The 25,093-nt window shown below is 62.8% G+C and carries 26 protein-coding genes, 1 tRNA gene, 1 pseudogene and 1 riboswitch; of the genes and pseudogenes, 8 read left to right on the forward strand and 20 right to left on the reverse strand.

What is annotated here, in order from left to right; genetic code table 11:
* Positions 1 to 179: 179 nt before the first annotated feature.
* The 7 genes from panB to B0G81_RS28255 all read right to left on the reverse strand — a co-directional run bounded on the left by panB (position 180) and on the right by B0G81_RS28255 (position 6,493).
* Positions 180 to 995 carry a 3-methyl-2-oxobutanoate hydroxymethyltransferase gene (gene panB, locus B0G81_RS28225; RefSeq protein WP_106284486.1) on the reverse strand — a complete coding sequence of 272 codons (816 nt, stop codon included), beginning with the start codon at positions 993 to 995 and terminating at the stop codon, positions 180 to 182.
* A 39-nt stretch (positions 996 to 1,034) separates the two neighbouring features.
* Positions 1,035 to 1,715, reverse strand: a complete 681-nt coding sequence (locus tag B0G81_RS28230) for a deoxynucleoside kinase (protein WP_116119017.1) — start codon at positions 1,713 to 1,715, stop codon at positions 1,035 to 1,037.
* The gene (gene folK, locus B0G81_RS28235) at positions 1,712 to 2,260 is read right to left on the reverse strand and encodes a 2-amino-4-hydroxy-6-hydroxymethyldihydropteridine diphosphokinase (RefSeq protein WP_106284484.1); all 549 of its coding nucleotides are present in this window, start codon (positions 2,258 to 2,260) and stop codon (positions 1,712 to 1,714) included. Before folK ends, B0G81_RS28230 begins: the two co-directional genes overlap by 4 nt.
* A gap of 48 nt (positions 2,261 to 2,308) precedes the next feature.
* On the reverse strand, positions 2,309 to 3,898 hold the full coding sequence (gene pcnB, locus B0G81_RS28240) for a polynucleotide adenylyltransferase PcnB (RefSeq protein ID WP_116119018.1): 1,590 nt from the start codon (positions 3,896 to 3,898) through the stop codon (positions 2,309 to 2,311).
* The gene (locus tag B0G81_RS28245; RefSeq protein WP_116142833.1) at positions 3,895 to 4,581 is read right to left on the reverse strand and encodes an HAD family hydrolase; all 687 of its coding nucleotides are present in this window, start codon (positions 4,579 to 4,581) and stop codon (positions 3,895 to 3,897) included. The genes pcnB and B0G81_RS28245 overlap by 4 nt, the downstream gene beginning before the upstream one ends.
* Positions 4,574 to 5,344 carry a DnaA regulatory inactivator Hda gene (gene hda / locus B0G81_RS28250; protein WP_134139771.1) on the reverse strand — a complete coding sequence of 257 codons (771 nt, stop codon included), beginning with the start codon at positions 5,342 to 5,344 and terminating at the stop codon, positions 4,574 to 4,576. Before hda ends, B0G81_RS28245 begins: the two co-directional genes overlap by 8 nt.
* A gap of 72 nt (positions 5,345 to 5,416) precedes the next feature.
* Positions 5,417 to 6,493 carry an AI-2E family transporter gene (locus B0G81_RS28255; protein ID WP_134139774.1) on the reverse strand — a complete coding sequence of 359 codons (1,077 nt, stop codon included), beginning with the start codon at positions 6,491 to 6,493 and terminating at the stop codon, positions 5,417 to 5,419.
* A 161-nt stretch (positions 6,494 to 6,654) separates the two neighbouring features.
* Between B0G81_RS28255 and purM the strand changes: the two genes are divergently transcribed.
* Complete coding sequence (purM, locus tag B0G81_RS28260) at positions 6,655 to 7,722, forward strand: phosphoribosylformylglycinamidine cyclo-ligase (RefSeq protein ID WP_134139777.1); 1,068 nt, start codon at positions 6,655 to 6,657, stop codon at positions 7,720 to 7,722.
* Positions 7,723 to 7,793: 71 nt separating this feature from the next.
* On the opposite strand, the gene miaA is transcribed toward purM, so the two are convergent.
* Positions 7,794 to 8,741, reverse strand: coding sequence for a tRNA (adenosine(37)-N6)-dimethylallyltransferase MiaA (gene miaA, locus B0G81_RS28265; RefSeq protein ID WP_134139780.1), 948 nt, complete (start codon positions 8,739 to 8,741; stop codon positions 7,794 to 7,796).
* Positions 8,742 to 8,786: 45 nt separating this feature from the next.
* The gene (mutL, locus tag B0G81_RS28270; RefSeq protein ID WP_134139784.1) at positions 8,787 to 10,856 is read right to left on the reverse strand and encodes a DNA mismatch repair endonuclease MutL; all 2,070 of its coding nucleotides are present in this window, start codon (positions 10,854 to 10,856) and stop codon (positions 8,787 to 8,789) included.
* Positions 10,857 to 11,062: 206 nt separating this feature from the next.
* Here mutL and B0G81_RS28275 point away from each other — a divergent pair, with 206 nt between their 5' ends.
* Positions 11,063 to 11,734 carry a DedA family protein gene (locus B0G81_RS28275; protein ID WP_134139786.1) on the forward strand — a complete coding sequence of 224 codons (672 nt, stop codon included), beginning with the start codon at positions 11,063 to 11,065 and terminating at the stop codon, positions 11,732 to 11,734.
* 130 nt (positions 11,735 to 11,864) lie between these two features.
* Here B0G81_RS28275 and B0G81_RS28280 read toward each other — a convergent pair whose 3' ends face one another.
* The 11 genes from B0G81_RS28280 to ydfG form a co-directional block, all read right to left on the reverse strand.
* The gene (locus B0G81_RS28280) at positions 11,865 to 12,677 is read right to left on the reverse strand and encodes a mechanosensitive ion channel family protein (RefSeq protein ID WP_134139788.1); all 813 of its coding nucleotides are present in this window, start codon (positions 12,675 to 12,677) and stop codon (positions 11,865 to 11,867) included.
* A 233-nt stretch (positions 12,678 to 12,910) separates the two neighbouring features.
* Entirely contained in the window at positions 12,911 to 13,276 is a 366-nt protein-coding gene (locus tag B0G81_RS28285; protein ID WP_134139790.1) for a hypothetical protein, read from the reverse strand.
* Between the two features lie 353 nt (positions 13,277 to 13,629).
* Positions 13,630 to 13,705, reverse strand: a tRNA-Lys gene (locus tag B0G81_RS28290).
* 177 nt (positions 13,706 to 13,882) lie between these two features.
* The gene (gene ybgF, locus B0G81_RS28295) at positions 13,883 to 14,632 is read right to left on the reverse strand and encodes a tol-pal system protein YbgF (protein ID WP_106284476.1); all 750 of its coding nucleotides are present in this window, start codon (positions 14,630 to 14,632) and stop codon (positions 13,883 to 13,885) included.
* Between the two features lie 19 nt (positions 14,633 to 14,651).
* Positions 14,652 to 15,161: a peptidoglycan-associated lipoprotein Pal gene (gene pal / locus B0G81_RS28300; RefSeq protein ID WP_012431817.1), complete on the reverse strand. Its 510-nt coding sequence runs from the start codon at positions 15,159 to 15,161 to the stop codon at positions 14,652 to 14,654.
* Between the two features lie 32 nt (positions 15,162 to 15,193).
* Positions 15,194 to 16,486 carry a Tol-Pal system beta propeller repeat protein TolB gene (gene tolB / locus B0G81_RS28305; protein ID WP_134139792.1) on the reverse strand — a complete coding sequence of 431 codons (1,293 nt, stop codon included), beginning with the start codon at positions 16,484 to 16,486 and terminating at the stop codon, positions 15,194 to 15,196.
* A gap of 103 nt (positions 16,487 to 16,589) precedes the next feature.
* The gene (tolA, locus tag B0G81_RS28310) at positions 16,590 to 17,624 is read right to left on the reverse strand and encodes a cell envelope integrity protein TolA (protein ID WP_134139794.1); all 1,035 of its coding nucleotides are present in this window, start codon (positions 17,622 to 17,624) and stop codon (positions 16,590 to 16,592) included.
* The gene (gene tolR / locus B0G81_RS28315) at positions 17,621 to 18,067 is read right to left on the reverse strand and encodes a protein TolR (protein ID WP_012431820.1); all 447 of its coding nucleotides are present in this window, start codon (positions 18,065 to 18,067) and stop codon (positions 17,621 to 17,623) included. The genes tolA and tolR overlap by 4 nt, the downstream gene beginning before the upstream one ends.
* A gap of 10 nt (positions 18,068 to 18,077) precedes the next feature.
* Positions 18,078 to 18,755, reverse strand: a complete 678-nt coding sequence (gene tolQ, locus B0G81_RS28320; protein WP_007179119.1) for a protein TolQ — start codon at positions 18,753 to 18,755, stop codon at positions 18,078 to 18,080.
* A 155-nt stretch (positions 18,756 to 18,910) separates the two neighbouring features.
* Entirely contained in the window at positions 18,911 to 19,390 is a 480-nt protein-coding gene (ybgC, locus tag B0G81_RS28325) for a tol-pal system-associated acyl-CoA thioesterase (RefSeq protein WP_134139797.1), read from the reverse strand.
* A 70-nt stretch (positions 19,391 to 19,460) separates the two neighbouring features.
* Positions 19,461 to 20,207, reverse strand: coding sequence for a bifunctional NADP-dependent 3-hydroxy acid dehydrogenase/3-hydroxypropionate dehydrogenase YdfG (ydfG, locus tag B0G81_RS28330; protein WP_116148669.1), 747 nt, complete (start codon positions 20,205 to 20,207; stop codon positions 19,461 to 19,463).
* A 241-nt stretch (positions 20,208 to 20,448) separates the two neighbouring features.
* A riboswitch (ZMP/ZTP riboswitch) is annotated at positions 20,449 to 20,557 on the forward strand.
* Between the two features lie 166 nt (positions 20,558 to 20,723).
* On the opposite strand from ydfG, the gene glyA reads away from it, so the two are divergent.
* The 6 genes and pseudogenes from glyA (at position 20,724) to B0G81_RS28365 (ending at position 25,084) form a co-directional block, all read left to right on the forward strand.
* Positions 20,724 to 21,971: a serine hydroxymethyltransferase gene (gene glyA / locus B0G81_RS28340; protein ID WP_012431824.1), complete on the forward strand. Its 1,248-nt coding sequence runs from the start codon at positions 20,724 to 20,726 to the stop codon at positions 21,969 to 21,971.
* 6 nt (positions 21,972 to 21,977) lie between these two features.
* Positions 21,978 to 22,460: a transcriptional regulator NrdR gene (gene nrdR / locus B0G81_RS28345; protein ID WP_012431825.1), complete on the forward strand. Its 483-nt coding sequence runs from the start codon at positions 21,978 to 21,980 to the stop codon at positions 22,458 to 22,460.
* Between the two features lie 204 nt (positions 22,461 to 22,664).
* Positions 22,665 to 23,225 carry a GspH/FimT family pseudopilin gene (locus B0G81_RS28350; RefSeq protein ID WP_243856600.1) on the forward strand — a complete coding sequence of 187 codons (561 nt, stop codon included), beginning with the start codon at positions 22,665 to 22,667 and terminating at the stop codon, positions 23,223 to 23,225.
* On the forward strand, positions 23,222 to 23,668 hold the full coding sequence (locus B0G81_RS28355; protein ID WP_134139801.1) for a hypothetical protein: 447 nt from the start codon (positions 23,222 to 23,224) through the stop codon (positions 23,666 to 23,668). Before B0G81_RS28350 ends, B0G81_RS28355 begins: the two co-directional genes overlap by 4 nt.
* Positions 23,665 to 24,477 (forward strand): PilW family protein, encoded by an 813-nt coding sequence (locus B0G81_RS28360; RefSeq protein WP_134139804.1) that lies wholly within the window; start codon positions 23,665 to 23,667, stop codon positions 24,475 to 24,477. Before B0G81_RS28355 ends, B0G81_RS28360 begins: the two co-directional genes overlap by 4 nt.
* 92 nt (positions 24,478 to 24,569) lie before the next feature.
* Positions 24,570 to 25,084: pseudogene (locus tag B0G81_RS28365) on the forward strand (hypothetical protein).
* Positions 25,085 to 25,093 lie beyond the last annotated feature (9 nt).

A 25,093-nucleotide genomic window follows, 5' to 3' on the forward strand; every position in this document is an offset into this window, starting at 1 on the left:
GGTCGCGGATTCCCGCGACGTCGATCAGACAAAAAGGGCTCATGGTGGTCTCTCCTCGGCTCGCGGCCAGGCCGCATAAACAAGACGAAGATAGACCACCGGCTTTGCATGCGATATCGGAGAGGTCTCAAAACGGACTCGAAGATGCCCGTTCTACCGCATTCTCTATCGCTTGAAACTCAGAAAGTATGCTCCGGGCCGGGAAACGAACCATCCTTCACCGCCGCCACATACGCTTCCACAGCCGCCAGAATACTCGGCTGCCCTTGCATGAAATCCTTCACGAAGCGCGGCCGTTTGCCGGGGAAAATGCCCAGCATGTCGTGCAGCACCAGCACCTGACCTGAGCAGTCCAGGCCCGCGCCGATGCCGATCGTCGGAATACGCAATTGCTTCGTGACGTCGCTTGCGAGCAGTGTCGGAATCGCTTCCATCACGATCAATTGCGCGCCGGCCTGCTGCACGGCGAGCGAGTCGCGCATCAATTGCGTAGCGCCCGCTTCGGTTTTGCCTTGCACCTTGAAGCCGCCGAACGCATGCACGGATTGCGGCGTCAGACCGACGTGCGCGCACACGGGAATCGAGCGCTCCACCAGGAAGCGCACCGTGTCCGCGAGCCATTCGCCGCCCTCGAGTTTCACCATCTGCGCGCCGGCGCGCATCAACTCCACCGAGCTTCTGAACGCGTCTTCCCGCGTGCCGTAGGAGCCGAACGGCAAGTCGGCCACGATCAGCGCCGCGGGCCGCGCGCGCGCCACGCTAGCCGTGTGGTACGCGATGTCGGCGAGCGCCACGGGCAGCGTGGTGGTCTGGCCTTGCAGCACATTGCCGAGCGAATCGCCGATCAACAGCACGTCGACGCCCGCGCGATCCAGCAGCGCGGCGAAGCTCGCGTCGTAGCAGGTGAGCATGGCGATTTTTTCGCCGGCATCGCGCATTGCCTGCAGTTTCGGCACGGTGACGGCGTTCCGGCTCGCTTCCTGCAAATAGGTCATGGGGTCAATCCGTTGAGAAAAGAGAGGTGGCTGCGCCGCTTACAGCGACGTGCCTTTGACAAAGAATTCCTTGCGGCCGCGCATGGTTTCGATGCGTTCGGCGAGTAGCGCAAGGTCCGCGTCCGAGTCGAGCGGATTCAGGTGTTCGGCGTTGACCGTCAGCACCGGCGTGCGGTCGTAGTGATAGAAAAACTCGTTGTACGCGTCGCACAGGGCGTGCAGATACGCGTCGGAAATCTGCAGTTCCATCGGCACCGCGCGCTTCTGGATGCGCGCGAACAGCACTTCCGGGCTCGCCTGCAGATACACCACGAAGTCTGGAGCCGGCGCGCTGACATCGATCCGCGCAGCGAGCGCGCGATACAACTGCCACTCGTCTTCCTGCAGCGTCAGACGCGCGAAGATGTCGTTCTTCTGCGTCATGAAATCGGCGACTAGCGGCGTGCCCGATACGTGCGCCGCGCTCACGTCCTGAGCTTGCTGCGCGCGCTGCAAGGCGAAGTGCAATTGCGTGGGCAACGCGTACCGCGCGGTGTCGCGATAAAAGCGTTCGAGAAAGGGATTGTCCTGCGGCCGTTCGAACAGTTCCTGCATCGACCAGCGTTGCGCGAGGCGTCGTGCGAGGGAGGTCTTGCCGACGCCGATCGGCCCTTCGATCGCGAGATAGCCGAACGGAGGCCGCAGTTGCGGCGCGGTGACGGTGAGCGGCGTTGAATTCATTCGCAACGGCCTTTAGGAGCGGTGCTCTTGCCTGCGACCAATGCATTGAGCATGGGACATTGGCAAGGCCCTTTCACTTTCTCGATGCGCTGATCGCTCACACGGCTGAGCAGCGCTTCCGCGCGGCCGTGTTGCGGGATCACGAGTGCGGGATCGATCTCGACGAGCGGCACCAGCGCGAAAGCGCGTTCGATCAAACGCGGGTGCGGCACGATCAGATCGGCTTCGTCGATCGATTGATCGCCGAACAGCAGGATGTCCAGGTCGAGCGTGCGCGGCGCATTGCGAAACGGCCGCTCGCGCCCGAACTGATGCTCGATCTTGTGGCAGAGCGCAAGCAGATGCCGCACGGGGAGCGTCGTCTCGATCTGCACGACGCAGTTGAAATAATCGTCGCCGCCCGCGTCGATCGGGGCAGTGCGATACAGGCTCGACTTGGCGAGCACGGTGATGGTGTGCTGTTGTGCGAGGCACACCACCGCGTCTTTCAGGGTCTGGCGCGCGTCCCCGAGATTCGCGCCGAGGCCGAGATAAGCAACCGTCATGGCATAACTTCCTGCAACTATCGTTCGACGGCAACAGCGAACGCTATATCAGTCTTCGTGCGAGCCGTCATGGCCTGCGTCGTCGGCTGTGCGTTCGGCTGGCGTGCCGCCCTCCAATCCGTCCCCCGGCTTGCGGTTTCTACCGCTACTGCTGCGCCGCCGTCGTTTTCTGGGGCTTCGGTCCTTCCCGCCTTGCGTGAGCAATGCCTCACGCGCGGCGATGTCTCCTTCTATGAACTCCGTCCACCACGCACCGACCGACTCATCGAGTTCGCCCGATTCGCAGCGCAACAGGAGGAAATCATACCCCGCTCTAAATCTTTGGTGTTCCAGCAGCTTCAGCGCACTTCTTCCCGAGCGTTTTTCGAGGCGCAGCTGCAGGCCCCAGATCTCGCGCATATCCGACGAGAAGCGCTTGTGGATCGCGAGTTTCTCCGTTTGCATGTCGAGGACGTCGTCCATCGCGCGATGTAGTGCGGGCACCGGATATTCGCCGTTCGCTTCAAATTTTTGCCAGCGCTGCTGTACGTCGTGCCACAACAGCGTAGCGAACAGGAAGCCCGGCGAAACCGGCTTGCCGGCGCGCACGCGGGCATCCGTATTGTTCAGCGCGAGCGTGATGAATTTTTCGCCGATGGGCTGCTCGAGCACCACGTCGAGCAAGGGCAGCAGGCCATGATGCAGGCCTTCCTGACGCAGGCGTTTCAAGCACGCGAGCGCATGGCCCGACAGCATCAGCTTGAGCATCTCGTCGAACAGACGCGCCGCGGGCACGTTGTTGATCAGATCGGCCATGTTGGCGATCGGCTCGCGGGTGCTGTCCTCGATCTCGAAGTCGAGCTTCGCGGCGAAACGCACCACGCGCAGCATGCGCACCGGATCTTCACGATAACGCGTGGCCGGGTCGCCGATCATGCGCAACAGACGCGCGCGCATGTCGGCCATGCCGTTGTGATAGTCCAGCACGGTTTGCGTGGCCGGATCGTAGTACATCGCGTTGATCGTGAAGTCGCGGCGCGTGGCGTCTTCGTGCTGCTCGCCCCACACGTTGTCGCGCAGCACGCGGCCGCTTGCGTCCACCGCGTGGGTGCGGCGGTCGAGTTCGTCGCGCTTCAGGCGGCGCGCCGGAGGCGCGTCGGCCGCGGGCGGATCGACCAGCGCGCGGAATGTCGACGTCTCGATAATTTCCTGACCGAACTGCACGTGCACGATCTGAAACCGCCGGCCGATGATGCGCGCGCGGCGGAACAGCTTCTGCACCTGTTCGGGCGTGGCATCCGTGGCGACGTCGAAGTCTTTCGGCTTGATGCCGAGCAGCAGATCGCGCACCGCGCCGCCGACGATGAACGCGCGGTGCCCCGCCTGTTGCAGACCTTCGGTCACGCGAATCGCGTTTCTCGAGATCAGCGCCTGGTCGATGCCGTGCACGTCGTGCGGAATGATGACCGGCACGTCCGGATCGCGCACGGTTTTCACGGGCGCGGCGGAGCGAGCGGGCTTGCGGCGGGCTTTACTCGCGCTCGACGTTGTGCGCGCCGGGGCGCTGCCGGTTTCGTCTGCTTCGGCTTCGGCGGGCAGGCTCTCGTCAGCGGGCGCTGAATCCTGGCCGAATAGTTTGCGGATAAATTTTTTGATCACGAGGGTTGGAAGAGTTCGAGGATGCGCCAGCCTTTGGCCTGCGCATGGGCGCGCAATGTGTCGTCGGGATTCGTAGCGATTGGGTCGGTGACTTTTTCGAGCAGCGGAATGTCGTTGTGCGAGTCGCTATAGAAAAAGCTGTGCTCGAAGTCGCTCCACGTCTTGCCGAGCGAGGCGAGCCACGCTTCGGTGCGCACGATCTTGCCTTCCTTGTAGCTGGGCGTGCCGGTGGGGCGGCCGGTGTATGGCGAATGCCGCTCGCCGTCGACGGTTTCCGCTTCGCAGGCGATCAGCGCGTCGACCCCGAATGCCTGGGCGATCGGGCGGGTGATGAATTCGTTGGTGGCGGTCACCACGCAGCACAGGTCGCCGGCTTCGCGGTGCTGCTTCACCAGTTCCAGCGCGACGGGAAAAATGGCCGGCTTGATGACTTCGTGCATGTACTGCGCGTGAAAGTCGGCGAGTTGCGCGCGCGTGTACTTCGACAGCGGCGTGAGCATCGCGATCAGATAGGCGTGAATGTCGAGCTTGCCGGCTTTGTAGTCGGCGAAAAAGCGGTCGTTTTCACGAGCGAAATTTTCGGCGTCGACCATGCCGTGTTTCACCATGAAGCGGCCCCATTCGTGGTCGCTGTCGGTGGGGATGAGCGTGTGGTCGAGATCGAAGAGTGCGAGGTTAGCCATGGGGGCCTATTTTACTTGAAGCGGCGGACGACGCGGATGAGGCCGCCGAGCTCGGGCCGCCGCGCCGTTCTTCGACGTCGGGCGAAGCGAGCATGGTACGCAATAGCGGCAGCGTGACCGCGCGTTTCTGTTCGAGCGAGAAGCGGTCGAGCGCGTCGAGCAGCGCCATCAAACTGGGCATGTCGCGCCGAAAATGCGTGAGCAGGTAGGCCGGCACGTCGTCGGCCAGCATGATGCCGCGCTCGCGCGCCGCGTGTTTGAGCACTGCGGCCTTGCCTTCGTCCGGCAGCGGCGCGAGATGGAACACGAGGCCCCAGCCGAGGCGCGTGCGCAAATCCTCGCGCACCGTCATGCCGATCGGCGGCGCGTTGCCCGCGGCGACCAATGCGCTGGTGGGATGCGCGCGCACTTCGTTGAACAGATTGAAGACGGCGATCTGCTGCGCGGCCGAGAGGCCGTCGCAATCGTCGATCGCATAGAGCGCGACGCGCGGGTCGAAGCTGAACGCGGCGAGGCTGCTTTGCGGACCGGCGAAACGCGCGTGCCCCGGCGACGCTTCGTGCACGAGCGCCTGCAACAGATGCGTGCGGCCGCTGCCGGACTCGCCCCACACGTAGAACGTGCGATCGGCGACCGGCCCGGCTGCGAGCGCGTTCTCGAGCTCGCGCAGGCGCGTGACCAGCTCAGCGTTGGCGCCGGCGAAGAAATTGTCGAATGTCGATGGCGGCGGGGTGCCGAGATCGAGCGTCAGTTGACGAAGCACAGTAGGTGGATGCCGAAAAGGAGGCTTGGGCCGCAAATGGCCGTATGACGGGCCGAAATAGTCAAGGATCAGTCAGTTGTTATAAAGCGTGCTCGTCAGATAGCTTTGCCGCAACTCGCGCACGGCGACCGACAGAATCGCGCTGACCGGCAACGCAAGCAATACGCCGAAAAAGCCGAACAGCTGCCCGAACGCGAGCAACGCGAAAATCACCGCGAGCGGGTGCAGTCCGATCCGTTCGCCCACCAGCCGCGGCGTGAGAAAAAAGCTCTCCAGGATCTGGCCGACGCCATAAATCAGCGCGACCGCGCCGAAGCCGTACCAGTCGCCGAATTGCAGCAGTGCCGCGAGCAGCGCGAGCGCAAGGCCGGTTGCAAAACCGATGTACGGGATGAACACCGCGAGTCCCGTAAAAATACCGACCGGCAACGCGATCTCGAAGCGCGCGATAGTCAGCGCCACCGCGTAAAACACCGCCAGCACGCCCATCACGAGTAACTGGCCACGCAGGTATTGCGACAGCATCTGGTCCATGTCACGCGCCAGTTGCAGCGTCTTGTCGAGCCAGCGGCGCGGCACGACAACCTGCGCACGCGCGAGCATGCGGTTCCAGTCGTACAGCAGATAGAACAGCACGAGCGGCACCAGCACCACGTTGCCGACCACCGTCATCATCAGGTTGCTGCTCGTGCGGATGTAGGTCCACGCGTAAACCGCAACGGTTTGCGCGCTGCCTTCCAATTGCCCCATGACGAGATCGCGCAGACTGGCGAAATCGAGCGAATCGGCGAGTCCCAGCATGGCCAGCTTGGGTTGCAGCCAGGCGTTCACGTGTGCAAAGAATACAGGCACTTGTTGTTTGAGCTGCGGCGCTTCTTTCTGGATGACCGCCAGAACCAGCAGCACGAGCAGCGTCATCACGAGCGTGAACAGCAGCATCATCAGCAAGGCGGCCAGACTGCGCGGCACGCGCCGCCGCACCATCCACGCCACGCCAGGCTGCAGAATGTACGCGAGAATCGCGCCGAGCAGAAATGGCGTGAGAACCGGACTCAGCAGCCAGAGCAAAATGCCGACGCCGAGCGCGATAGCCAGCCAGATAAAGGCGCGGCGCTGAACAGGCGTCAGTATCGAAGAGTTCTCTTGCAAGGTTTGTTTCCCAGGTGTCGTCGCGACCGGATCATTGAGGGTGATGCAAATTCCAGCCAGTCGGCCGGCAACTCTGTATGGGGCCGGAGTAAGCGCTGAAGCGCCAACTCCGGGCCGGCATCGGGTAAAATCGCATTTTACCGACCTTCGAGCTCTTCCCCATGAATCAACCGAAATCCGCCCCGAATTCAACTGATTCGGCCCAAGGTCTGTCGTATCGCGACGCCGGCGTGGACATCGACGCGGGCGATGCCCTGGTCGACGCGATCAAGCCATTTGCCAAAAAGACGATGCGCGACGGCGTGCTGGGCGGCATCGGCGGGTTCGGCGCGCTGTTCGAAGTGCCGAAGAAATACAAGGAACCGGTGCTGGTGTCCGGCACCGACGGCGTCGGCACCAAGCTGCGTCTCGCGTTTCAACTGAACAAACACGACACCGTCGGCCAGGATCTGGTGGCGATGAGCGTGAACGACATTCTCGTACAAGGTGCCGAGCCGCTGTTTTTCCTCGACTATTTCGCCTGCGGCAAGCTGGACGTCGGCACGGCGGCAACGGTCGTGAAGGGTATCGCGCACGGCTGCGAACTGTCGGGCTGCGCGCTGATCGGCGGCGAGACGGCGGAAATGCCGGGCATGTATCCCGACGGCGAGTACGATCTGGCCGGTTTCGCGGTCGGCGCGGTTGAAAAGAGCAAGATTATCGACGGCAGCACCATCGCGCCCGGAGACGTGGTTCTGGGGCTGGCGTCGAGCGGCATCCATTCGAATGGGTTTTCGCTGGTGCGCAAGATCATCGAGCGCGCGCAGCCGGATCTGAACGCGGATTTCGACGGCCGTTCGCTCGCCGACGCGTTGATGGCGCCCACGCATATTTATGTGAAGCCGCTGCTGGCGCTGATGCAGCAGATCGCCGTCAAGGGCATGGCGCACATCACGGGTGGCGGACTTGTCGAGAACATTCCGCGCGTGTTGCGTGAAGGCTTGACGGCTGAACTGGATCACCGTGGCTGGCCGTTGCCGCCGCTGTTCTCATGGCTGCAAAAGCACGGCGGCGTGGCGGATGCGGAAATGCATCGCGTGTTCAACTGCGGTATCGGTATGGCCGTGGTTGTATCGGCTGTTGATGCCGATGCGGCAATCGGTCTGCTGTCGGCTGCCGGCGAGCAGGTCTGGAAGATCGGCGTGATTCGCGAAAGCGCGGCCGGTGAAGCTCAGACCGTCGTGGTCTAAAAGGCTTGCGAGACCGCGCGGCGCGCGACTAGCCGGCGCCGCGCGGTTCAAAGCTTTCACGAATCAAAGTTTCAAAGCAACGCTTCAATCGCCTCAAGCACCCGTGCCGTCGCGTGCGGATCGCAGCAATCCACCACCACCCGCTCTGGCATGCTTCGCAGCCATGTGAGTTGCCGCTTGCACAACTGGCGCGTCGCGAAGACGCCTTTGTCGCGCATGGTCGAATAGTCGACGGCGCCGTCCAGATACTCCCAGACTTGCCGGTAGCCCACGCAACGCATGGACGGCATCTCGGGCAATAAGTCGCCGCGTTCGCGCAACTTCACCACTTCATCGACGAAACCGCCGGCTAGCATCGCATCGAAGCGCTTCTCGATGCGCGTATGCAGCACGCTGCGATCGGACGGCTCCAGTGCAATCGGCACGAAGCGCCACGCGGCCGCGGCGTCGTCCTGTGGGGCGGGCGCGGCCAGTAAAGCGGACATGGCCTGTCCAGTCAGAATGAAAATTTCGAGCGCACGCTGAATCCGTTGCGAATCGTTCGGCGCCAGCCGCGCGGCCGTCTCAGGATCGATCACGGCAAGCCGTGCATGCAGGGCGGGCCAGCCTTCGCGTGCGGCCTCGGCGTCGAGCGTGGCGCGCACATCCGCGTCGGCGGTGGGCAGATCGTTGAGCCCCTGCGTGAGCGCCTTGTAGTACAGCATGGTCCCGCCCACCAGCAACGGCAGCCGGCCGCGCGCGTGAATCTCGCCGGTCAGCCGTAAAGTGTCGGCGCGAAATTGCGCGGCGGAATAGGCGTCGGTGGGATCGATGATATCGATCAGATGATGCGGCGCCGCCGCGCGTTCTTCAGCGGTCGGCTTGGCCGTGCCGATATCCATCTCGCGATAGACCAGCGCCGAATCGACACTGATGATTTCCACCGGGCGCCGCGCGGCGAGCGCCAGCGCGGCAGCCGTTTTGCCGGATGCGGTCGGGCCCAGCAGACACGGCACGACCGTGGGTATGCGCCACGTCATGTGCGCGGTCATGGGCAAGCGGTTGCGGGTCGAAGCGGCGTCACGTCATTGACCACGCATGAACAGCCGATCGAGATCGGACAGCGTCAACTGATACCACGTGGGACGCCCGTGATTGCATTGATCGGCGCGCTCGGTGGCTTCCATCTGACGCAGCAGCGCGTTCATTTCATCGAGCGTCAAACGACGATTCGCGCGCACCGCGTGATGGCAGGCGAGCGTGCCGAGCATCTCGTGCTGACGTTCGGTCAACACGCGCGAGCCGCCGAACGCATGCAGGTCGGCGAGAACCGCGCGCGCCAGCGCTTGCAGATCGGCGTCTTTCAGCAGCGCCGGCACGGCGCGGATCGCGAGCGTAGTGGGCGACAGCACGGCGAGGTCGAAACCGAGCGCATCCAGCGTGTCGCGTTCTTCTTCGACAGTGCCGATTTCGATCGGGTCCGCCTGCATCGATTGCGGGATCAGCAGCGGCTGCACGGCAATCGTGCGATCGGCCAGCGCGTTCTTGAACTGCTCGTACAGAATGCGCTCGTGCGCGGCGTGCATGTCGACGATTACCAGACCGTGCGCGTTCTGCGCCAGCACATAGATGCCATGAATCTGGCCGAGGGCGAAGCCGAGCGGCTGCTCATCGGCGGCATGGAACGTGGGCGCCGGATAAGGCGCGGACGCGTTGTACGGCGATGGCGATTCGGCGGCCGAATCGCGCGCCTCGAACAGCGTGGCGCCTTCAGCCGTACCGGCGTTGGTGTCTTTGCGACCGAAGAGCGCGTCGTAAAACGCGAGCGGTTGCGCGACCGGCAGCGTGCCCTGCGTCATGCGCGCCTGGCGCGTCCACGTGTTGCCTGGCTGCTGCGACGACGAGCCGAAGCCGCCGCCCGATGCGCCACCTAAGCCGCCGCCGAGGCCGCCCACGCGGTTGCCCGCACCGAAAGCGACGCCGCCGATGCCCGCGCCACCCAACGGCGTTGCGCCAAACGAAGCCGGTCCGCCAACGGAAGGCTCGAGATGTGCCGCATGCCCGCCCGCCGTCGTTTCCGGCGATGCGCCCGCATGCCGCGCTAGCGCGCGCTGCACGGCGTGGAAGACGAACTGGTGGATCGAGCGCGAATCGCGGAATCGCACTTCGATCTTCGACGGATGCACGTTCACGTCGACCGCCTCAGGCGGCAGATCGAGGAACAGCACATAGGATGGATAGCGCTCGCCGTGCAGGACATCTTCATAAGCGGCGCGCACGGCGTGCGTGAGCAGCTTGTCGCGCACAAAGCGGCCGTTGACGAAGAAATACTGCTGATCGGCGCGCCCGCGGCTCGCGGTCGGCAAACCCGCGCAACCGTACACGGCCAGCGGTCCGGCGGATTCGTCGAGCGGCAAATGGGCTGTTGCGAACGTTTCGCCGAGAATCTTCGCGACCCGCACTGGCGGCTCGCTGGCGTTCCAGTGCTCGACCGCCTTGCCGTTATGCAGCACCGAAATCGCGACATCCGGCCGCGCCAGCGCCGCGCGGCGAATCTGTTCGAGACAATGGCCGAGTTCGGTCTGCTCGCTCTTCAGAAATTTGCGGCGCGCCGGCGTGTTGAAGTACAACTCGCGGACTTCGATTGTGGTGCCCTGAGTGCCGGCCGCGGGGCTCAGCACGCCGGTTTCCGCATCAACCCGCACCGCGTGCGCCGCGTGCGCCGCGTCGGCCGTGCGGCTCGTGATGGTCATCTGCGCAACCGAGGCAATCGAGGCCAGCGCCTCGCCACGAAACCCCAGCGTGGCGACCGCTTCCAGTTCGGCAAGCGAGCGGATTTTGCTGGTGGCGTGGCGCATCAGGGCGAGCACGAGTTCGTTCTCAGGGATGCCGCAGCCGTCGTCGGTGATCGAGATGCGCTTGACGCCGCCTTCGTCGAGCAGGATGCGCAGCGACTGCGCGCCCGCATCGAGTGCATTTTCCAGCAATTCCTTGACGACCGAGGCCGGCCGCTCGACCACTTCGCCGGCGGCGATCTGGCTGATCAGCTGATCGGGAAGGGGCTGGATCGCGCGTAACGGGCGTGGGCCGGGCGCCGCGGCGGCAATCGCGGGCGCGGCGTCGAGGCCGGCAGGCGTTTCGGAGAATTCGGACATGGCGAAATTATAGCGATTCAGCGCGGCAAGCCTGCGGCGCGCGCAAGCACATCGACATCCGGGAGATTTTTAATTGTGGCCGGGCACTTTCTGTATCATGACGCGGTCAATTTCCGGCGGCGAGTGAGCGCTGGCCGCCATCGCTAACAGGCCTGGTCACACGGCTGTTCTTGCCATCGTCATATTCGCTTCATAAAGGATTCTCTTTGGACACGTTGCTACATTTCGTCAACCTTGTCTTGCACATCGACAAGTTCCTCGGAGACTTCATTCATGTCTACGGCGCCTGGGTCTACGCAGTGCTGTTTCTGATCGTGTTCTGCGAAACCGGGCTCGTGGTCCTGCCGTTTCTGCCGGGCGATTCGCTGCTGTTCATCGGCGGCGCTTTTTGCGCGACCGGCGAGATGAACATTGGTTTGCTGATCGTTTTGCTGCTCGTGGCGGCCATCGCCGGCAATACCGTCAACTATATGATCGGGCGGGCCATTGGGCCGCGGGTGTTCAATTCGCACATTCCTTTTCTCGAACGCTTTCTCGATCGCAGCGCGCTGCAGAAGACGCACAATTTCTACGAGAAGCATGGCGGCAAAACCATCGTGCTGGCGCGTTTCATTCCGGTGGTGCGGACCTTCGCGCCCTTCGTTGCGGGTGCATCGGAAATGACCGTGAGCCGGTTCCAGTTGTTCAACTTTGCCGGCGCATTCTTCTGGGTGTTGCTGCTGACGTTGCTCGGCTACTTCTTCGGCAACATTCCGTTTATCCGTCAGTATCTGAATGTGATCGTGCTGGTGGGCATCGGCGCGGCGGTCGTGCCTGTCGTGCTCGGAGCGGTGTGGAAGATGATGCGCAAGAACACGTCGAATCCGAGCAGCCGCTGAGGTTTTTGTCCCAGAGGTATCCGGATGAAAACGGCGTCGCGAATTTCGCGGCGCCGTTTTTTTTTGGTGCTTGTGAATCTTGTGAATCTAACAATTGGCGACACGAGCCATTCACGCGGCTCGACGATGCTCAGGTCACCGCACGCGGCGCCAGCGGCGTTTCCGGCGTCGGGTAGCCGGCTTCCTTGAACGTCTGGATGATCGCGCGATTGGTGTCGAAGTAGACCTGCCAATAGTGCTCATTGCTCGTGTAGGGCCGCACACAAAGCAGGGGGCCTTCCGGCGTGAAGGTCAATACTTCGATGTCCGGCGCGGGACTCTCGGCCACGTTCGGAATCTGCGTGACGGCCGCCTTCAACCGGTTCATCGCGTCCGTCGGATCGACGCCGTTGGCGATCTTCGCCGTCAACTCGACGCGCCGCACCGGGAGAATGCTGTAGTTCGAGATGGTGTCGGAAAAGATCTTGTTATTGCCGACGATGGTGGTCACGTTATCCGGCGTCACGATGGTCGTGCCGAATAGACCCAACTCCGAAACCGTGCCGGTGACGCCGCCCGCCGTGACGAAATCGCCGACCTTGAACGGACGCAATACCTGCATGAATACGCCCGCCGCGAAGTGGGCGAGCAGACCGCCCCAGGCCGTGCCGATCGCGAGGCCGAGGCCAGCGAGCAGCGCGGCGAACGACGTCGTCTGGACACCGAACACCTGCAGGATCGCGAGGATCAGCAGCAGGTTCAGCAGTGCGCCCAGAATCGAGCCGAGGTAATGCGCCAGCGTGGGATCGACCCGGCCGTTGCGCGCGAGCACTTTGCGCAGTAGTCCGATAATCAGACCGATGAGCCACCGGCCGACGATCCAAAGGACGATTGCTCCGACAACCTTGGTGCCGAGGTCGATGCCTCGGGTCATGATGAACACGCGTACGGTTTCGAGATCCAAGATGTTCCTCGTTGGGTGAGTTGCCTTCGACTGATTGAACTGCGGTGGTGCAATACAGCGGCAAATGCCCGGCGACGGGCGCAAACGGTAACTCAGGTAACACTCGGTCTTCGGACGTTATAGGCGACGGCGCGGGCATCCGCAAGGACCGTTCCAGTGGCTGATATGGCGTGTCTGGCGGGAAAAGCAGGCGATTCAGCGCACGCGTTCATTGCGTTGACGACTGTCGTGCCTTACATCGGCAGATTCGATTTCGAATACGGCGAAGTGTGGATGACGAGCGGCTTGTCGGCGCCGACTTTCGCGCGGCGTGCAGCGCGACGCCAGGTGAGAGCCACGATGATCGCGAGCAGGTATGCGCCGCTGCGCTCGAAAAACGCAGTCGATGTGCTGAACTGACCGTAGCGACTCTGCGAATCGGCGAACACTAAAAAGGTCAGCGCAGCATCGAGCAGGCATGCGGCCGATGCCAGCGCGGCGAATATATGCGAGCCATTGAGCGACGCGCCTGGGACGAAGCGGTTGCACAGGTGACAGACGGCCAGCACGAAGGCAAGCAGAGCCAGGTTCGAGAACAGATCGAACAGAAAATTAGTCATATGGGTGAAATGAAAGCGCAGGGGGCTGCGGCGTTGCCAAAGCGTCTGCTCACGCAGAGTCGCAGCGTGTTTCGCTGGACCGGCGGCGATCATTGCACGTCTTTATGTCTCAATAAATGTTCAGTTCGGAGTCCGTTGTTTCCTGTCTGTGGCAATAGCGTTGGCGCGGGAAAACGCCGGTCGTGCTGTGGGAAATGGTGGTGAGTGTTGCGGGAAAGGTCTGCAGCTAGATCGGTGAATATATGTCGCTATGATATAAATTTCGCGAGCGGTCTCGCGGGATTGCATTGCGCAACCCGAGCCGCAAAAAGAAAAGGGCTCGCACGCTAATGCGTGCAAGCCCTTGAATCTTTTGGTAGGCCGTACGGGATTCGAACCTGTGACCAACGGATTAAAAGTCCGCTGCTCTACCAGCTGAGCTAACGACCCAAAAGAGAAGCGAAATTATAGCGATAGCTTCGGCGCGCTGTCAACCCATCGCACCGATCCGCATTTCAAATAGTGAAAAGCCCGGGCAGACCGCCCGGGCTTTTCAGCGAGAGGCGCGCGTGGCTATGACGTCGGTCACTGCGCGTTACTGCCAACTACTCGAGTAATACCACCAAACTACTTGATCTGCGACAGTTTGCTCTGTGCCGACTGCGCGACGTCCGAGCCGCCATATTGCGCGACGATCTGCTCCAGCGTCTTCTTGGCCGCAGCCTTCTGACCTTGCTCGAGCTGATTGTTAGCAATTGCCAGCAGCGCTTCCGGCGCCCGCGGATGCTGCGGATATTTCTGCACCACACCCTGCCAGGTTGCCGTCGAACCCTTGTAGTCGCGCAGTGCATACAGCGCGTTGCCGAGCCAGTACTGCGCGGTCGGCTGATATGGGCTGTTCGGGAACTTGGAGATGAAAGCGCGGAACGATGCCGCCGCATTCTTGAAGTCGCCGTTGCGGAATTGCTGTGAAGCCGCGTTGAACGAATCGGTCTCACCCGGCTGCACCTCGCCCTGGACGCCGTCCACCGTCTGCTGCTGCGGCTCGAATTTCTTCAGGCGCGTGTCCAGATCGGTGTAGTAGTCCTTTTGCTGCTTCTGCACGGTGGCGAGCTGGTTGGCCATGTCCTCGTTCTGCCCACGCAGCGTCGCGACCTGCTGATTCAACTGGTCGAGACGGTTGGACTGATCGAGGATGGTGCGCTGCGCGGCCGACAACTGACTCGACAGGCTATCGGTCTTCGAACGCAGATCGAGAATAGCCTGACGGGCCTGATCGTCGTCGAAGATGCCCGCATGCGCAGGCACGGCCGCGAAGGCCGTGCCCGCGACGCAGGCCGCTGCGGCAAAGCGCAGCCAGGAGAAACGATGCGTCATTCGGCTCATCACCCGTTACTTACTGTTGGTACACGAGGTCGGCGCGGCGGTTTTGTGCCCACGACGATTCGTCATGACCCGTAGCTTGCGGCTTTTCCTTGCCGAGGCTCACGGCTTCCATTTGCGAGTCCGTCACGCCCATCAGCGACAGCGAACGGCGCACGGCTTCAGCACGCTTCTGGCCGAGTGCCAGGTTGTACTCGCTGGTGCCGCGTTCGTCGGTGTTGCCCTGGATCAGGACGTGGCGTTGCGGATGGCTCTTCAGGTATTGCGCGTGTTGTTGCAGCAGCGATTGATAGTCGTCCTTGACCGAGTAGCTGTCGAAGTCGAAGTAGATGCTGCGCTTGGCGAGCGGGCTGTTCGGATCGTTCAGCGGGTCGACATTGACCGTTGCGACGTCGTTCGGGTTCGGCTGCGCCGAAACCGTGCCACCCTTGTTAGCGTTTTCATCGAGCTTGACGCCCGAGTGACATGCTGCCAGTGCACCGACCATCAATACGGCGAAAGCGAAGCGAAGTTTTGACATCATTTGAGTACTCTCCTTGTGTTATTGCATCAACGTTATTGCATAAACGGGCCCCAGGATGGCTCGCGTACGCTGCCACCCTGAACGGACAGGACCTGCCGAGTGCGACCGTCGGTCGATACTGCGGCCAACACGCCACGGCCGTTCACCTGTGTGGCGTAAAGAATGTACTGACCGTTCGCCGCGAAGCTCGGCGATTCGTCATGTGTCGTGTCCGTCAGGCCTGTGGCGGTGTTGCCCTGCAGGTCCTGGATATACAGCTTGAACCCGCCGCCGACGCGCGAGATATAAGCGAGCTGTTTGCCGTCCGGGCTCACGCGCGGGCTCGTGTTGTAGCTGCCCGTGAACGTGACGCGTTGCGCGGCGCCGGCGTTTTCACCTTGCGCCGGCATCTTGTAGATCTGCGGCTGGCCGCCACGGTCGCTGGTGAAGTAGATCGACTGGCCGTCAGGCGAGAAGCACGGTTCGGTGTCGATCGAGCTGCCTTGCGTGAGACGGCGCAGCCCGCTGCCGTCCGCGTTGACGGCGAAAATCTGCGTGTTGCCGGTGCGCGAGAGCGCGACGGCTAGCGTGCGTCCGTCCGGCGACCATGCCGGCGCACTGTTGTTACCCTTCTGGTCCGACACGACGATACGGCGGCCCGTGGGCAGATCGTGGATGTAGACGATCGGCTTCTTCTTTTCGAACGAGACGTAAGCGACCTTGGTGCCGTCAGGCGACCATGCCGGCGAGATGATCGGCTCGGGGCTCGACAGCGCGATATGCGCGTCCTGGCCGTCCGAATCGGAGATCTGCAATTGATAACGGCCGCCCGTTTTGATGACGTACGACAGGCGCGTGGCGAACACGCCGCGGCCACCCATCAGCTTCGCGTAGATGTAGTCCGCGACCTTGTGCGCGCTCATGCGCAAGCCGCTTTCCGGGCTCACCAGCACGAGGCCGCCGAGGCTTTCGCCCTTGACGGTGTCGTACAGCTTGAAGCGCACTTCGTACTGGCCGTTCGGCAGACGGTTCACGCTGCCCGACACGAACGCGTTAGCGCCTTTGGCCTTCCAACTGCCGAGGTCGACGGAATCCGTTTCGGCGACCGGCGTGGAGCCCGCGTCGATGTTCGTGAATTTGCCGCTGCGTTGGAGATCCTGACGCACGATCGTGCTGACTTGCTGCGGCGAGTTCGCTTCATTGGCGAAGTTTGCCGTTGCGATTGGAAACTGGGTGGACCCGACGCCTGTCACGAGGACTGTTAGTTCCGCGTGTGCAGCGCCTCCGACGGCAATAAGGCACGACGCCACGAGTGTCCGTAGGCCTAGCTTGGTCATCAAACTCATGCTGTATGGGTTCCCAAAAAAACAAAATTTGAACATTTATCGACAGCTGAAAGACTGTGGAACGCCGGATTCGTTCCCATGCATACGGCTCAAGTGCCCGCAACTACCCCGCAGGCACCATTCTTATCGTAAAGCTTGCAGGTGTCTTTCCATCCGTGTCCTGTGGCAACGGGTCGGACTGCCGAACTGCGCGGAGTGCTGCGGCGTCCCATTCGGGGTTGCCGCTGCTTCGCTTGATTGCTGCGCTAAGGATGGTGCCGGACGGAGCACAACGCACAGATATCTCGGTTGCAAGTCCTTCGGTCGGCCCTGACCAGATGACGTTCGGATGAACGCGTCGTTGTACCTTATCGTTAAACCCCGGCGACGCCGCCGTGCCACCCGAGCCGCTGCCCGTGCCGCTCTTGCCCAGCCCGTCGCTGGTGGTCGAGCCGGTGCCACCGGTCGCGAGGCCTTGCATTTGCGCGAGTCGTGCGCGACGTTCGGCATCCAGCTTCTTCGCTTGCGCCGCGGCGTCGGCTTGCGCTTTGGCCTTCGCGGCTTTCTGCGCGTCGGCTTTTTTCTGCGCTTCGGCCTCGGCCTGCTTCTGCTGTTCCTGCTGCTGCTCTTTCAGCTGCTGTTCTTTCAACTGCTGCTGCTTTTGCTGCTCAGCCAATTGCTGTTGCTTCTGCTTGTCGGCCTGCTGTTGCTGCTGCTTCTGTTTGGCTGCCGCGGCTTTCTGCGCGGCGAGTTGCGCCGCCTGCTCCGCAGCAAGTTGTTGCTGACGCTTCGCCTCGGCTTCCTGCTGCGCCTGCAGTTTCTGCTGACGTTGCTGTTCAGCCAACTGCGCCTCGCGAGCCGCTTCCTGCTGCTGACGTTTCTTTTCCTGCAGCGCGATGTCGGCCTGTTCGTCTCGCACCGGCGGGGCAGGGGCCGCGGGCACGGGCACAGGCGGCGGCACGGGACGCGGGATCGCCGTATCCGGCACTTCTGTCCACAGCTCCGCTTCCGCGCCTTCGGGAGTACTGTTTTGCCACTGAATGCCGTGGTACAGGAAGAACCCGAGCAGCGCGTGCATCACCAGCGCGAATGCAAAGGCTCGCCCGGTGCCGCGTTCACGCGGTGGCTGGAGCGGGTATTCGGAATTCTTGCGGATCATTGCGATTTGACGAGCAATCCAACGCGCTTGACGCCGCGAGCTTTCAGTTCGGACATCACGTTCATTACGACTTCGTACTTGACGGTCTTGTCGGCGGCGATCACGACGGGCTGATCAGGATGCGATTGCGCGCGATCGGCGATGAAGCCGTTCAGATCGGCTTTCGTCATGTTCTCCTGCTGTTGCGCACCCGAATCATCCTTGTACTTGACGCTCATGTTGCCGTCCGCGCGAATGTTCACGATCACGGGCGGCGTTTGCTGCTGCGGCGCGGCGCCGCCGACGGTCGGCAGATTGACGATCGACGGGGCCACGAGCGGCGCGGTCACCATGAAGATCACGAGCAGCACGAGCATCACGTCGATGTACGGCACGACGTTGATGTCGGCCATCGCGCGGCGCGAGCGGCTGCCGCGCATGCTGGAGGAGCGAGAGCCTGCCATCGTGGACTCCTTACTGTGCCTGACGCTGCAGGATGTTCGAGAACTCTTCGATGAAGGTTTCGAAGCGGATTGCCAGGCGGTCGATATCGTGCGCGTAACGGTTGTAGGCAACCACGGCCGGAATCGCGGCGAACAGGCCGATCGCGGTGGCGGTCAGCGCTTCGGCAATGCCCGGCGCGACGTTGGCGAGCGTGGCCTGCTGCACGTTGGCGAGGCCGCGGAACGCATTCATGATCCCCCACACCGTGCCGAACAGACCGATATACGGGCTGACCGAACCGACCGACGCGAGAAACGCGAGATTGGCTTCGAGCACGTCCATTTCACGCTGGAACGCGGCACGCATGGCGCGCCGTGCGCCGTCGAGAATCGCGCCCGGATCGTTCAGGCGCTTTTCCTTGCCTTTCAGGAATTCACGCATGCCGGACTCGAAAATCCGTTCCAGTGCGCCGATGGTGTGCCGGTTGTTCGCGGCGCTTTGATAAAGCGCCTGCAGGTCGCCGCCCGACCAGAAATCGCGTTCGAAACGCTCAGTTTGCGCCCGCGCCCGGCGGATCGCAAACCACTTGCGGAAGATGAAAGTCCACGACAGCAGCGACAGCAACAGCAGCAGAGCCATGACAGCCTGCGCCAGCAGGCTTGCGTTGAGTACGAGTGAAACGATCGACAGATCTTGTGTAGTGTTCATAAAGGTTCGTTTTAACGTCCCGGAAGGGGGCGTCCGGCTGCAAGGCCACTCGAAGCTTGCCGTGAGCAAAACGGAAGCATCGGCGATATTGCAAGCCGAACCATGCTTTGTGTTGCTTGATCGTTACGAGTTCACTGGCCCCATAACAACGGGGTTCAGTCTTTATCCGTTGACACGCCGGGCTCGCTCGCGCCCGGCCCACGCCGCAAGGCAGCGAGAACCGGCGAAGGAATCGCGGTCGGCCGCAGCGCAATGCGGTCCACGCAGCCGACCCGGATGGAACCGGTAGCAAGCAGCGTGCCGTCCCGCCACGCTTCCTGCGCGAAATCGACCGACGCTCTGCCGAGCCGCTCGATCCGGCTGACCACGTTGACCATGTCGTCTAGCCGGGCCGGCGCCCGATAATCGACCGCCGTGCTGCGGACGATGAAAATCGCGCCCGCTTCGTCCGCGAGCCGATTCTGGTCGACACCGCACGCGCGCAGCCACTCGGTGCGCGCACGTTCGAAAAATTTTAGGTAATTCGCGTAAAACACGATGCCGCCGGCGTCGGTATCTTCGTAGTACACCCGGATTGGCCACGTGTGGCCGATTTCCTCGCCGGGCTGGCTGGTCGACATATTCATGCGGCGCATTTTACCGGAACGCACACCCGCAGGTCTGTTTCAAGATGTGCGCCCCGTCCGGCGGGCTTCAGCCGGGATTTCAGCCGCGATGGACGGACAATGCGGAGAACGATTGCGCCACCGGCATCAGTTCGATCGTGTTGATGTTGACGTGCGCCGGGCGCGTGGCGATCCAGTAGATCGAGTCGGCGATGTCTTCAGGCGTCAGCGGCTGCACGTTTTCGTACATTTTGCCGGCCTTCGCGTCGTCGCCGCGAAAACGCACGTTCGAGAATTCGGTGCCGCCGCACAGGCCCGGCTCGACGTTCGTCACCCGCAGTGCGGTGCCGGCGACATCGGCGCGCAGATTCAGGCTGAACTGATGCACGAACGCCTTTGTGGCCCCGTAGACGTTGCCGCCTGCGTACGGCCAGCTGCCGGCTGCCGAGCCGAGATTGAAAATGTGGCCGCGATTGCGCTCCACCATGCCGGGCAGGAGGGCATGCGTGACTTGAACGAGCCCTGTGCAATTGGTCTCGATCATGGTGTTCCATTCGTCGAGATTCGCTTTCTGCGCCGGTTCGATGCCGAGGGCAAGGCCGGCATTGTTGACCAGCACGTCGACGGCGGCGAAATCGGCCGGCAGCGAGGCCGGCACGGCTTCGACGGCGACGCGGTCGCGCACGTCGAGCTCGTACGGCAAAAGCGCGTCGCCGAGTTCGTCGGCGAGTTCTTGCAGGCGGTCCTTGCGGCGAGCAGTGGCGACGACGCGATGGCCGCCTTTGACGAAGGCGCGAGCGATGGCGGCGCCGAATCCCGCGGACGCTCCGGTGACGAACACGATCATTGCAGTGGTTCCCAGGCTGGTAGGAGAGAAAGGCCCCAAGCCTACTTCCATTGTGGCGCTGCGGCAAGGATGAACCAGCCGTACGAGAGGCCGCGGCAAGGACGCGCCGCGAGTCTCTGCGGGGTTTTCCTCAGACGTTTGTGCGCCGCATGAGACGGCTCTGGAGGCCGCCTGGCGGGCACCCGCGGGAGTGGCCGGAACCCGGTTGCCTATTCGATCCGCTTCCAATAAACTAACGCGCTCATCCCTGCGTGACTGGCGATAGAACCGGTTCAAGCAACCGGGTTCAAGGTGGAACAACCCACCGTGAAGCGCGGGGTGCCGTTTTGCCGTTCGCCTGGGCAGCCGTGATCCGCGCGCATTGATCTGCGCTGACGGTGGCTGTCCTGCCTCGCGTGTGCGGCGACTCTCCATCCGCCACGTCAGGGCTGGCCCAGCCGCCAGCAGCGCTGCGTACCCTCTACGCAAGATTCGGCGCACGATCCGGTCAACCTGAACACATTCAACGGAATCCGTATGTTTGACAGAGCCCAAAGCACCATCGCCAACGTCGATCCTGAACTCTGGAAGGTCATCGAGCAGGAAAACCGCCGTCAGGAAGAGCATATCGAACTGATCGCGTCGGAAAACTACACGAGCCCGGCTGTCATGGCTGCACAAGGCTCGCAACTCACGAACAAGTACGCTGAAGGGTACCCGGGCAAGCGCTATTACGGCGGCTGCGAGTACGTCGACGTCGCCGAGCAGCTGGCGATCGACCGCGTGAAGCAACTGTTCGGCGCCGAAGCCGCGAACGTGCAGCCGAACTCCGGCTCGCAGGCCAACCAGGGCGTGTTTTTCGCCATGCTCAAGCCGGGCGACACGATCATGGGCATGAGCCTCGCGCACGGTGGCCACCTGACGCACGGTTCGCCGGTCAACATGTCGGGCAAGTGGTTCAACGTGGTCAGCTATGGTCTGAACGAAGCCGAAGACATCGACTACGACGCCGCGGAGAAACTCGCTCAGGAACACAAGCCGAAGCTGATCGTGGCGGGGGCGTCCGCGTTTTCGCTGCGTATCGATTTCGAACGCATGTCGAAAATCGCCAAGTCGGTCGGCGCGTACTTCATGGTCGACATGGCCCATTACGCCGGTCTGATCGCCGCAGGTGTTTATCCGAACCCGGTGCCGCACGCCGATTTTGTCACCACCACCACGCACAAGAGCCTGCGTGGCCCGCGCGGCGGCGTGATTCTGATGAAGGCCGAGTTCGAAAAACAGATCAACTCGGCGATTTTCCCAGGCATTCAAGGCGGTCCGCTCATGCATGTGATCGCCGGCAAGGCTGTCGCGTTCAAGGAAGCCCTGTCGCCGGAATTCAAGGCATACCAGCAGCAAGTCGTCGAAAACGCGCGCGTGCTCGCTGAGACGCTGGTCAAGCGCGGTCTTCGCATCGTGTCGGGCCGCACCGAAAGCCACGTCATGCTCGTCGACCTGCGTGCGAAGAAGATCACCGGCAAGGCTGCGGAAGCCGCGCTGGGCGCTGCTCACATCACGGTCAACAAGAACGCGATCCCGAACGATCCGGAAAAGCCGTTCGTGACGAGCGGCGTGCGTCTCGGCTCGCCGGCCATGACCACGCGCGGCTTCGGCGTCAAGGAAGCGGAGCAGGTGGGTAACCTGATCGCCGACGTGCTCGACAATCCGGAAGACGCCGCCACGATCGAACGCGTGCGCGGGCAAGTCGCTGAGCTGACGCAGCGCTTCCCCGTTTACCGCTAAGCCGCCATGCATTGCCCCTTCTGCCGTCACGCCGATACGCAGGTCGTCGACTCGCGCGTATCCGAAGACGGCGCGACGATTCGCCGGCGCCGCCGCTGCCCGGCCTGCGACAAACGTTTTACGACGTATGAGCGGGTCGAGCTGGCGTTGCCGTCGGTCGTCAAGAAGGATGGTAGCCGTACTGAATTCGACCGCCGCAAGATCGTCGCGAGCATGCAACTGGCGCTGCGCAAGCGCCCGGTGGCAGCGGACGCGATCGACGCCGCGGTCGCCCGCATCGAGTATCTGTTGCTCGGCAGCGGCGAGCGCGAAGTGCGCAGCGAGCGCCTGGGCGAGCTCGTGATGAATGAATTGCGTGCGCTCGATACCATTGCCTACGTTCGTTTTGCTTCCGTCTACCGGCGCTTTGAAGACGTTTCCGAATTCGAAGACGTGATCGAAGAATTTCGCCGCGCCTCTTCTCCTCCCAAGCCTTCCCGCAAGCGCTGAACGCGGTCGCATCGCGCGTTGCGTTTGAATTCCCGTTCTGTTCCGCGTTGTTTCGCGCATCCGTATCTCCCGCTGCCGTAATGGTTCGTCGCGTGCATTTTTGCGCGGAATAGCGTCTGAGTGCCACCTGGCCGTTCGGCCGATTGTTGGACGATTTGCAAACGGCTAGATTGGCTGCATTCTTCGAATCGATCAGGGATGCAGATGAATCGGAACGCAGTCCGTCCGCCGCGATATCGTGGCTTCACGCTTGTCGAAACACTGGCTGTTATCGCGCTGCTGGCCGTGGTCGCTGTGATGGCCACGCCGTCATTCGTATCGTGGCACGTGCGAGACCAGGTCGACGCCCGCGCGAAGGCGCTTGCCTCGACGCTCGCTTATGCGCGCAGTGAAGCCTTACGCCGAGGCGCACGAGTCACCGTATGCCGCATCGACGCAGCGCGGCATTGTCTTGCCGCGGGGCAACCGTGCGGCAACGGCGTCGCTGACTGGTCGTGCGGTTGGGCCGTGCTGGCCGAACGGGGCGGCACGCTATCGCTATTACGTGCGCAGCCTCTGCTTGCGGCCGTGAGCATCGCCGGCACGCAGACGAATCTCACGTTCACGCCGCCGGCGGGCCAATTGATCGGCACCTTTCGCAGTTTCGATATCGCGCCGCGTGCACCCTCGAAGGCGACACAAGGAGACAAGTGGCGTCGCTGCATTCGCATTGCGGCGGGCGGCCGCGCGCGGATCGTTGAGGGCGCATGTGGAGCCGCGTCATGAGCCGATATCCGCAGAGTCCGCACCCGCGCTGCCGCGAGTTCAGGTGGGTCGGCAGTTCATTGATCGAAGTCATGCTGGCTGTCGCGTTGATTGCCGTCACGGCGCTCGGTTTGATCGCCGGCCAGTTATGGACCGCGCGCGAGGCCCGCGCGATGTCCCTGCGCGAACATGCTGCCTGGATAGCCGATTCCGTCGCGGAGGCCATGTGCGCTCCCACTTCGGGCGACTCCGCAACCAGACAATGGAGCGCGCGTGCAGCGAAACTTTTGCCGCATGGCGAAGCCTCGGTGAGTGGCATCGGGGGCGTGTCCGCTGCGCGCGTGACATGGGCATCGCTGCGCGACTTGCCACATTCCGACGATGTGATCGACAAGCCCGCGCCTTGCGGCGGAGCGGATCTGCCCGTGGGCTCTTCATGCGTCGTGCTGGCGTTTGCGAAATGACGCGGCGTTCGAACCCTGCTCACGGCCATACCTTGATCGAATTCGTGATCGCGATGGCGTTGGGGCTGCTGGTGACCGCGGGTGCCGTCTCGCTCTACCGGACGCAGCGGAGCGCATTCGAACGCGCGAGCGATGCGATGCGGATTCGCGAAGCCGGTCTGACTGCGCTCACGCTGATCGGCCCGCAATTGCAAATGGCCGGCTTCGTACCCGCGGACATCGCGCGGTACAACAGTCCGCCGCCGATGTTCGGATGTTCGGGCGGCCGCCCGGTCGGCGCCGACGATAGCCTCGCCTGCGAGACCTTGCCCAGTCACTCGGACGGCGTCGCGGTCCGTTATGTGGGGGACAACGTCTCCACGTGGCCATCGACCAGCGGGCAAACGACCGACTGTCTCGGTCAGGCCGTCCCTGGCGGCAGCGCCGCGCTCGGCGACCAGGGCGTGCCAGTCGTCAACCGGTACTTCGCGAGGGTCAGCGGTTCGACCGGTGAGCCGGAACTTTATTGCGAGGGCAACGGCAAGCCGGGGTCCGCGCAGCCGCTGGTAGAAGGCATCGAGCGCTTGCGGATCAAGTACTGGCTGGCTGGCGGGCTGACCGCAATCGACGCGTCGGCGGTGACGGCCGATCAATGGGCGAAGATCGTCGCCGTCGATCTTTGCGTGCTCGTACGCGGCATGCCGCAGGGGCAACAGCGTGCGCGCTATGTCGATTGCGATGGCGTAAGTGCTCTCGGTGCGGATTCACGACCGCGCCAGGCGTTCTCGCGGCGTGTTGCGATACGCAATCACGTGGAGGATTCGCTGTGACGAAACCACGAATGGGAAATCCGCCGTGCAGGACCGAGGGGAGGTGCATGAGACGTCACGGTCAGTCGGCAAACCTGGCAAACCTCAGCCGAATGTGGCGCACCGTGCCGCGCACCAGCCAACGGGGTGTGGTGCTGCCTATCGTCCTGCTGATTTCATCAATGATGCTGGTCACTTCAGCAGCCTGGTTCGAAACGTCACTGGCGGCTGCGCGCGGCACCATCAACGTTCGCGAGTACTTGCAGGCCTTTCATGCCGCGGATTCGGCGCTGACTTTATGCGCCCGCAGTGTCATCGCGGCCGCGAGCACGCAGTCCGCAGCACCGCTGCCGGTCGCATCCGGCGTGCCGGCGCAATGGAAACTCGCAGCGGCATTCGAAGCAGGAGCCGTCACGCCCGTGCCCGAATGGCCAGGATCGCTGCGCGCACCGCAATGTCTGATCGAGGCCTGGCGTCTCGCCACTCGTGCCAATGCGCGCGCGTATTTATTAACTTCGCGCGGTTTCGGCCCGCCGGCGAATCGCAGGTATGGCTGCAAATGGAACTGGTGGTCGATGGAGAGAAGATCGAACGTCATTGGCGCCGCGTTGCCGCCAGGCCCTTTTGACGGAGGCGA

The organism is Paraburkholderia sp. BL6665CI2N2, from assembly GCF_004366535.1.
Lineage (GTDB): Bacteria > Pseudomonadota > Gammaproteobacteria > Burkholderiales > Burkholderiaceae > Paraburkholderia.

Coding starts and splice junctions, on each gene's coding strand:
- panB (WP_106284486.1), bottom strand. CDS start 995: ATGACCTATTTGCAGGAAGCGAGCCGGAACGCCGTCACCGTGCCGAAA.
- B0G81_RS28230 (WP_116119017.1), bottom strand. CDS start 1,715: ATGAATTCAACGCCGCTCACCGTCACCGCGCCGCAACTGCGGCCTCCG.
- folK (WP_106284484.1), bottom strand. CDS start 2,260: ATGACGGTTGCTTATCTCGGCCTCGGCGCGAATCTCGGGGACGCGCGC.
- B0G81_RS28245 (WP_116142833.1), bottom strand. CDS start 4,581: ATGGCTAACCTCGCACTCTTCGATCTCGACCACACGCTCATCCCCACC.
- purM (WP_134139777.1), top strand. CDS start 6,655: ATGAATCAACCGAAATCCGCCCCGAATTCAACTGATTCGGCCCAAGGT.
- miaA (WP_134139780.1), bottom strand. CDS start 8,741: ATGACGTGGCGCATACCCACGGTCGTGCCGTGTCTGCTGGGCCCGACC.
- mutL (WP_134139784.1), bottom strand. CDS start 10,856: ATGTCCGAATTCTCCGAAACGCCTGCCGGCCTCGACGCCGCGCCCGCG.
- B0G81_RS28285 (WP_134139790.1), bottom strand. CDS start 13,276: ATGACTAATTTTCTGTTCGATCTGTTCTCGAACCTGGCTCTGCTTGCC.
- ybgF (WP_106284476.1), bottom strand. CDS start 14,632: ATGACGCATCGTTTCTCCTGGCTGCGCTTTGCCGCAGCGGCCTGCGTC.
- pal (WP_012431817.1), bottom strand. CDS start 15,161: ATGATGTCAAAACTTCGCTTCGCTTTCGCCGTATTGATGGTCGGTGCA.
- tolB (WP_134139792.1), bottom strand. CDS start 16,486: ATGAGTTTGATGACCAAGCTAGGCCTACGGACACTCGTGGCGTCGTGC.
- tolA (WP_134139794.1), bottom strand. CDS start 17,624: ATGATCCGCAAGAATTCCGAATACCCGCTCCAGCCACCGCGTGAACGC.
- tolR (WP_012431820.1), bottom strand. CDS start 18,067: ATGGCAGGCTCTCGCTCCTCCAGCATGCGCGGCAGCCGCTCGCGCCGC.
- tolQ (WP_007179119.1), bottom strand. CDS start 18,755: ATGAACACTACACAAGATCTGTCGATCGTTTCACTCGTACTCAACGCA.
- ybgC (WP_134139797.1), bottom strand. CDS start 19,390: ATGCGCCGCATGAATATGTCGACCAGCCAGCCCGGCGAGGAAATCGGC.
- ydfG (WP_116148669.1), bottom strand. CDS start 20,207: ATGATCGTGTTCGTCACCGGAGCGTCCGCGGGATTCGGCGCCGCCATC.
- glyA (WP_012431824.1), top strand. CDS start 20,724: ATGTTTGACAGAGCCCAAAGCACCATCGCCAACGTCGATCCTGAACTC.
- nrdR (WP_012431825.1), top strand. CDS start 21,978: ATGCATTGCCCCTTCTGCCGTCACGCCGATACGCAGGTCGTCGACTCG.
- B0G81_RS28350 (WP_243856600.1), top strand. CDS start 22,665: ATGAATCGGAACGCAGTCCGTCCGCCGCGATATCGTGGCTTCACGCTT.
- B0G81_RS28355 (WP_134139801.1), top strand. CDS start 23,222: ATGAGCCGATATCCGCAGAGTCCGCACCCGCGCTGCCGCGAGTTCAGG.
- B0G81_RS28360 (WP_134139804.1), top strand. CDS start 23,665: ATGACGCGGCGTTCGAACCCTGCTCACGGCCATACCTTGATCGAATTC.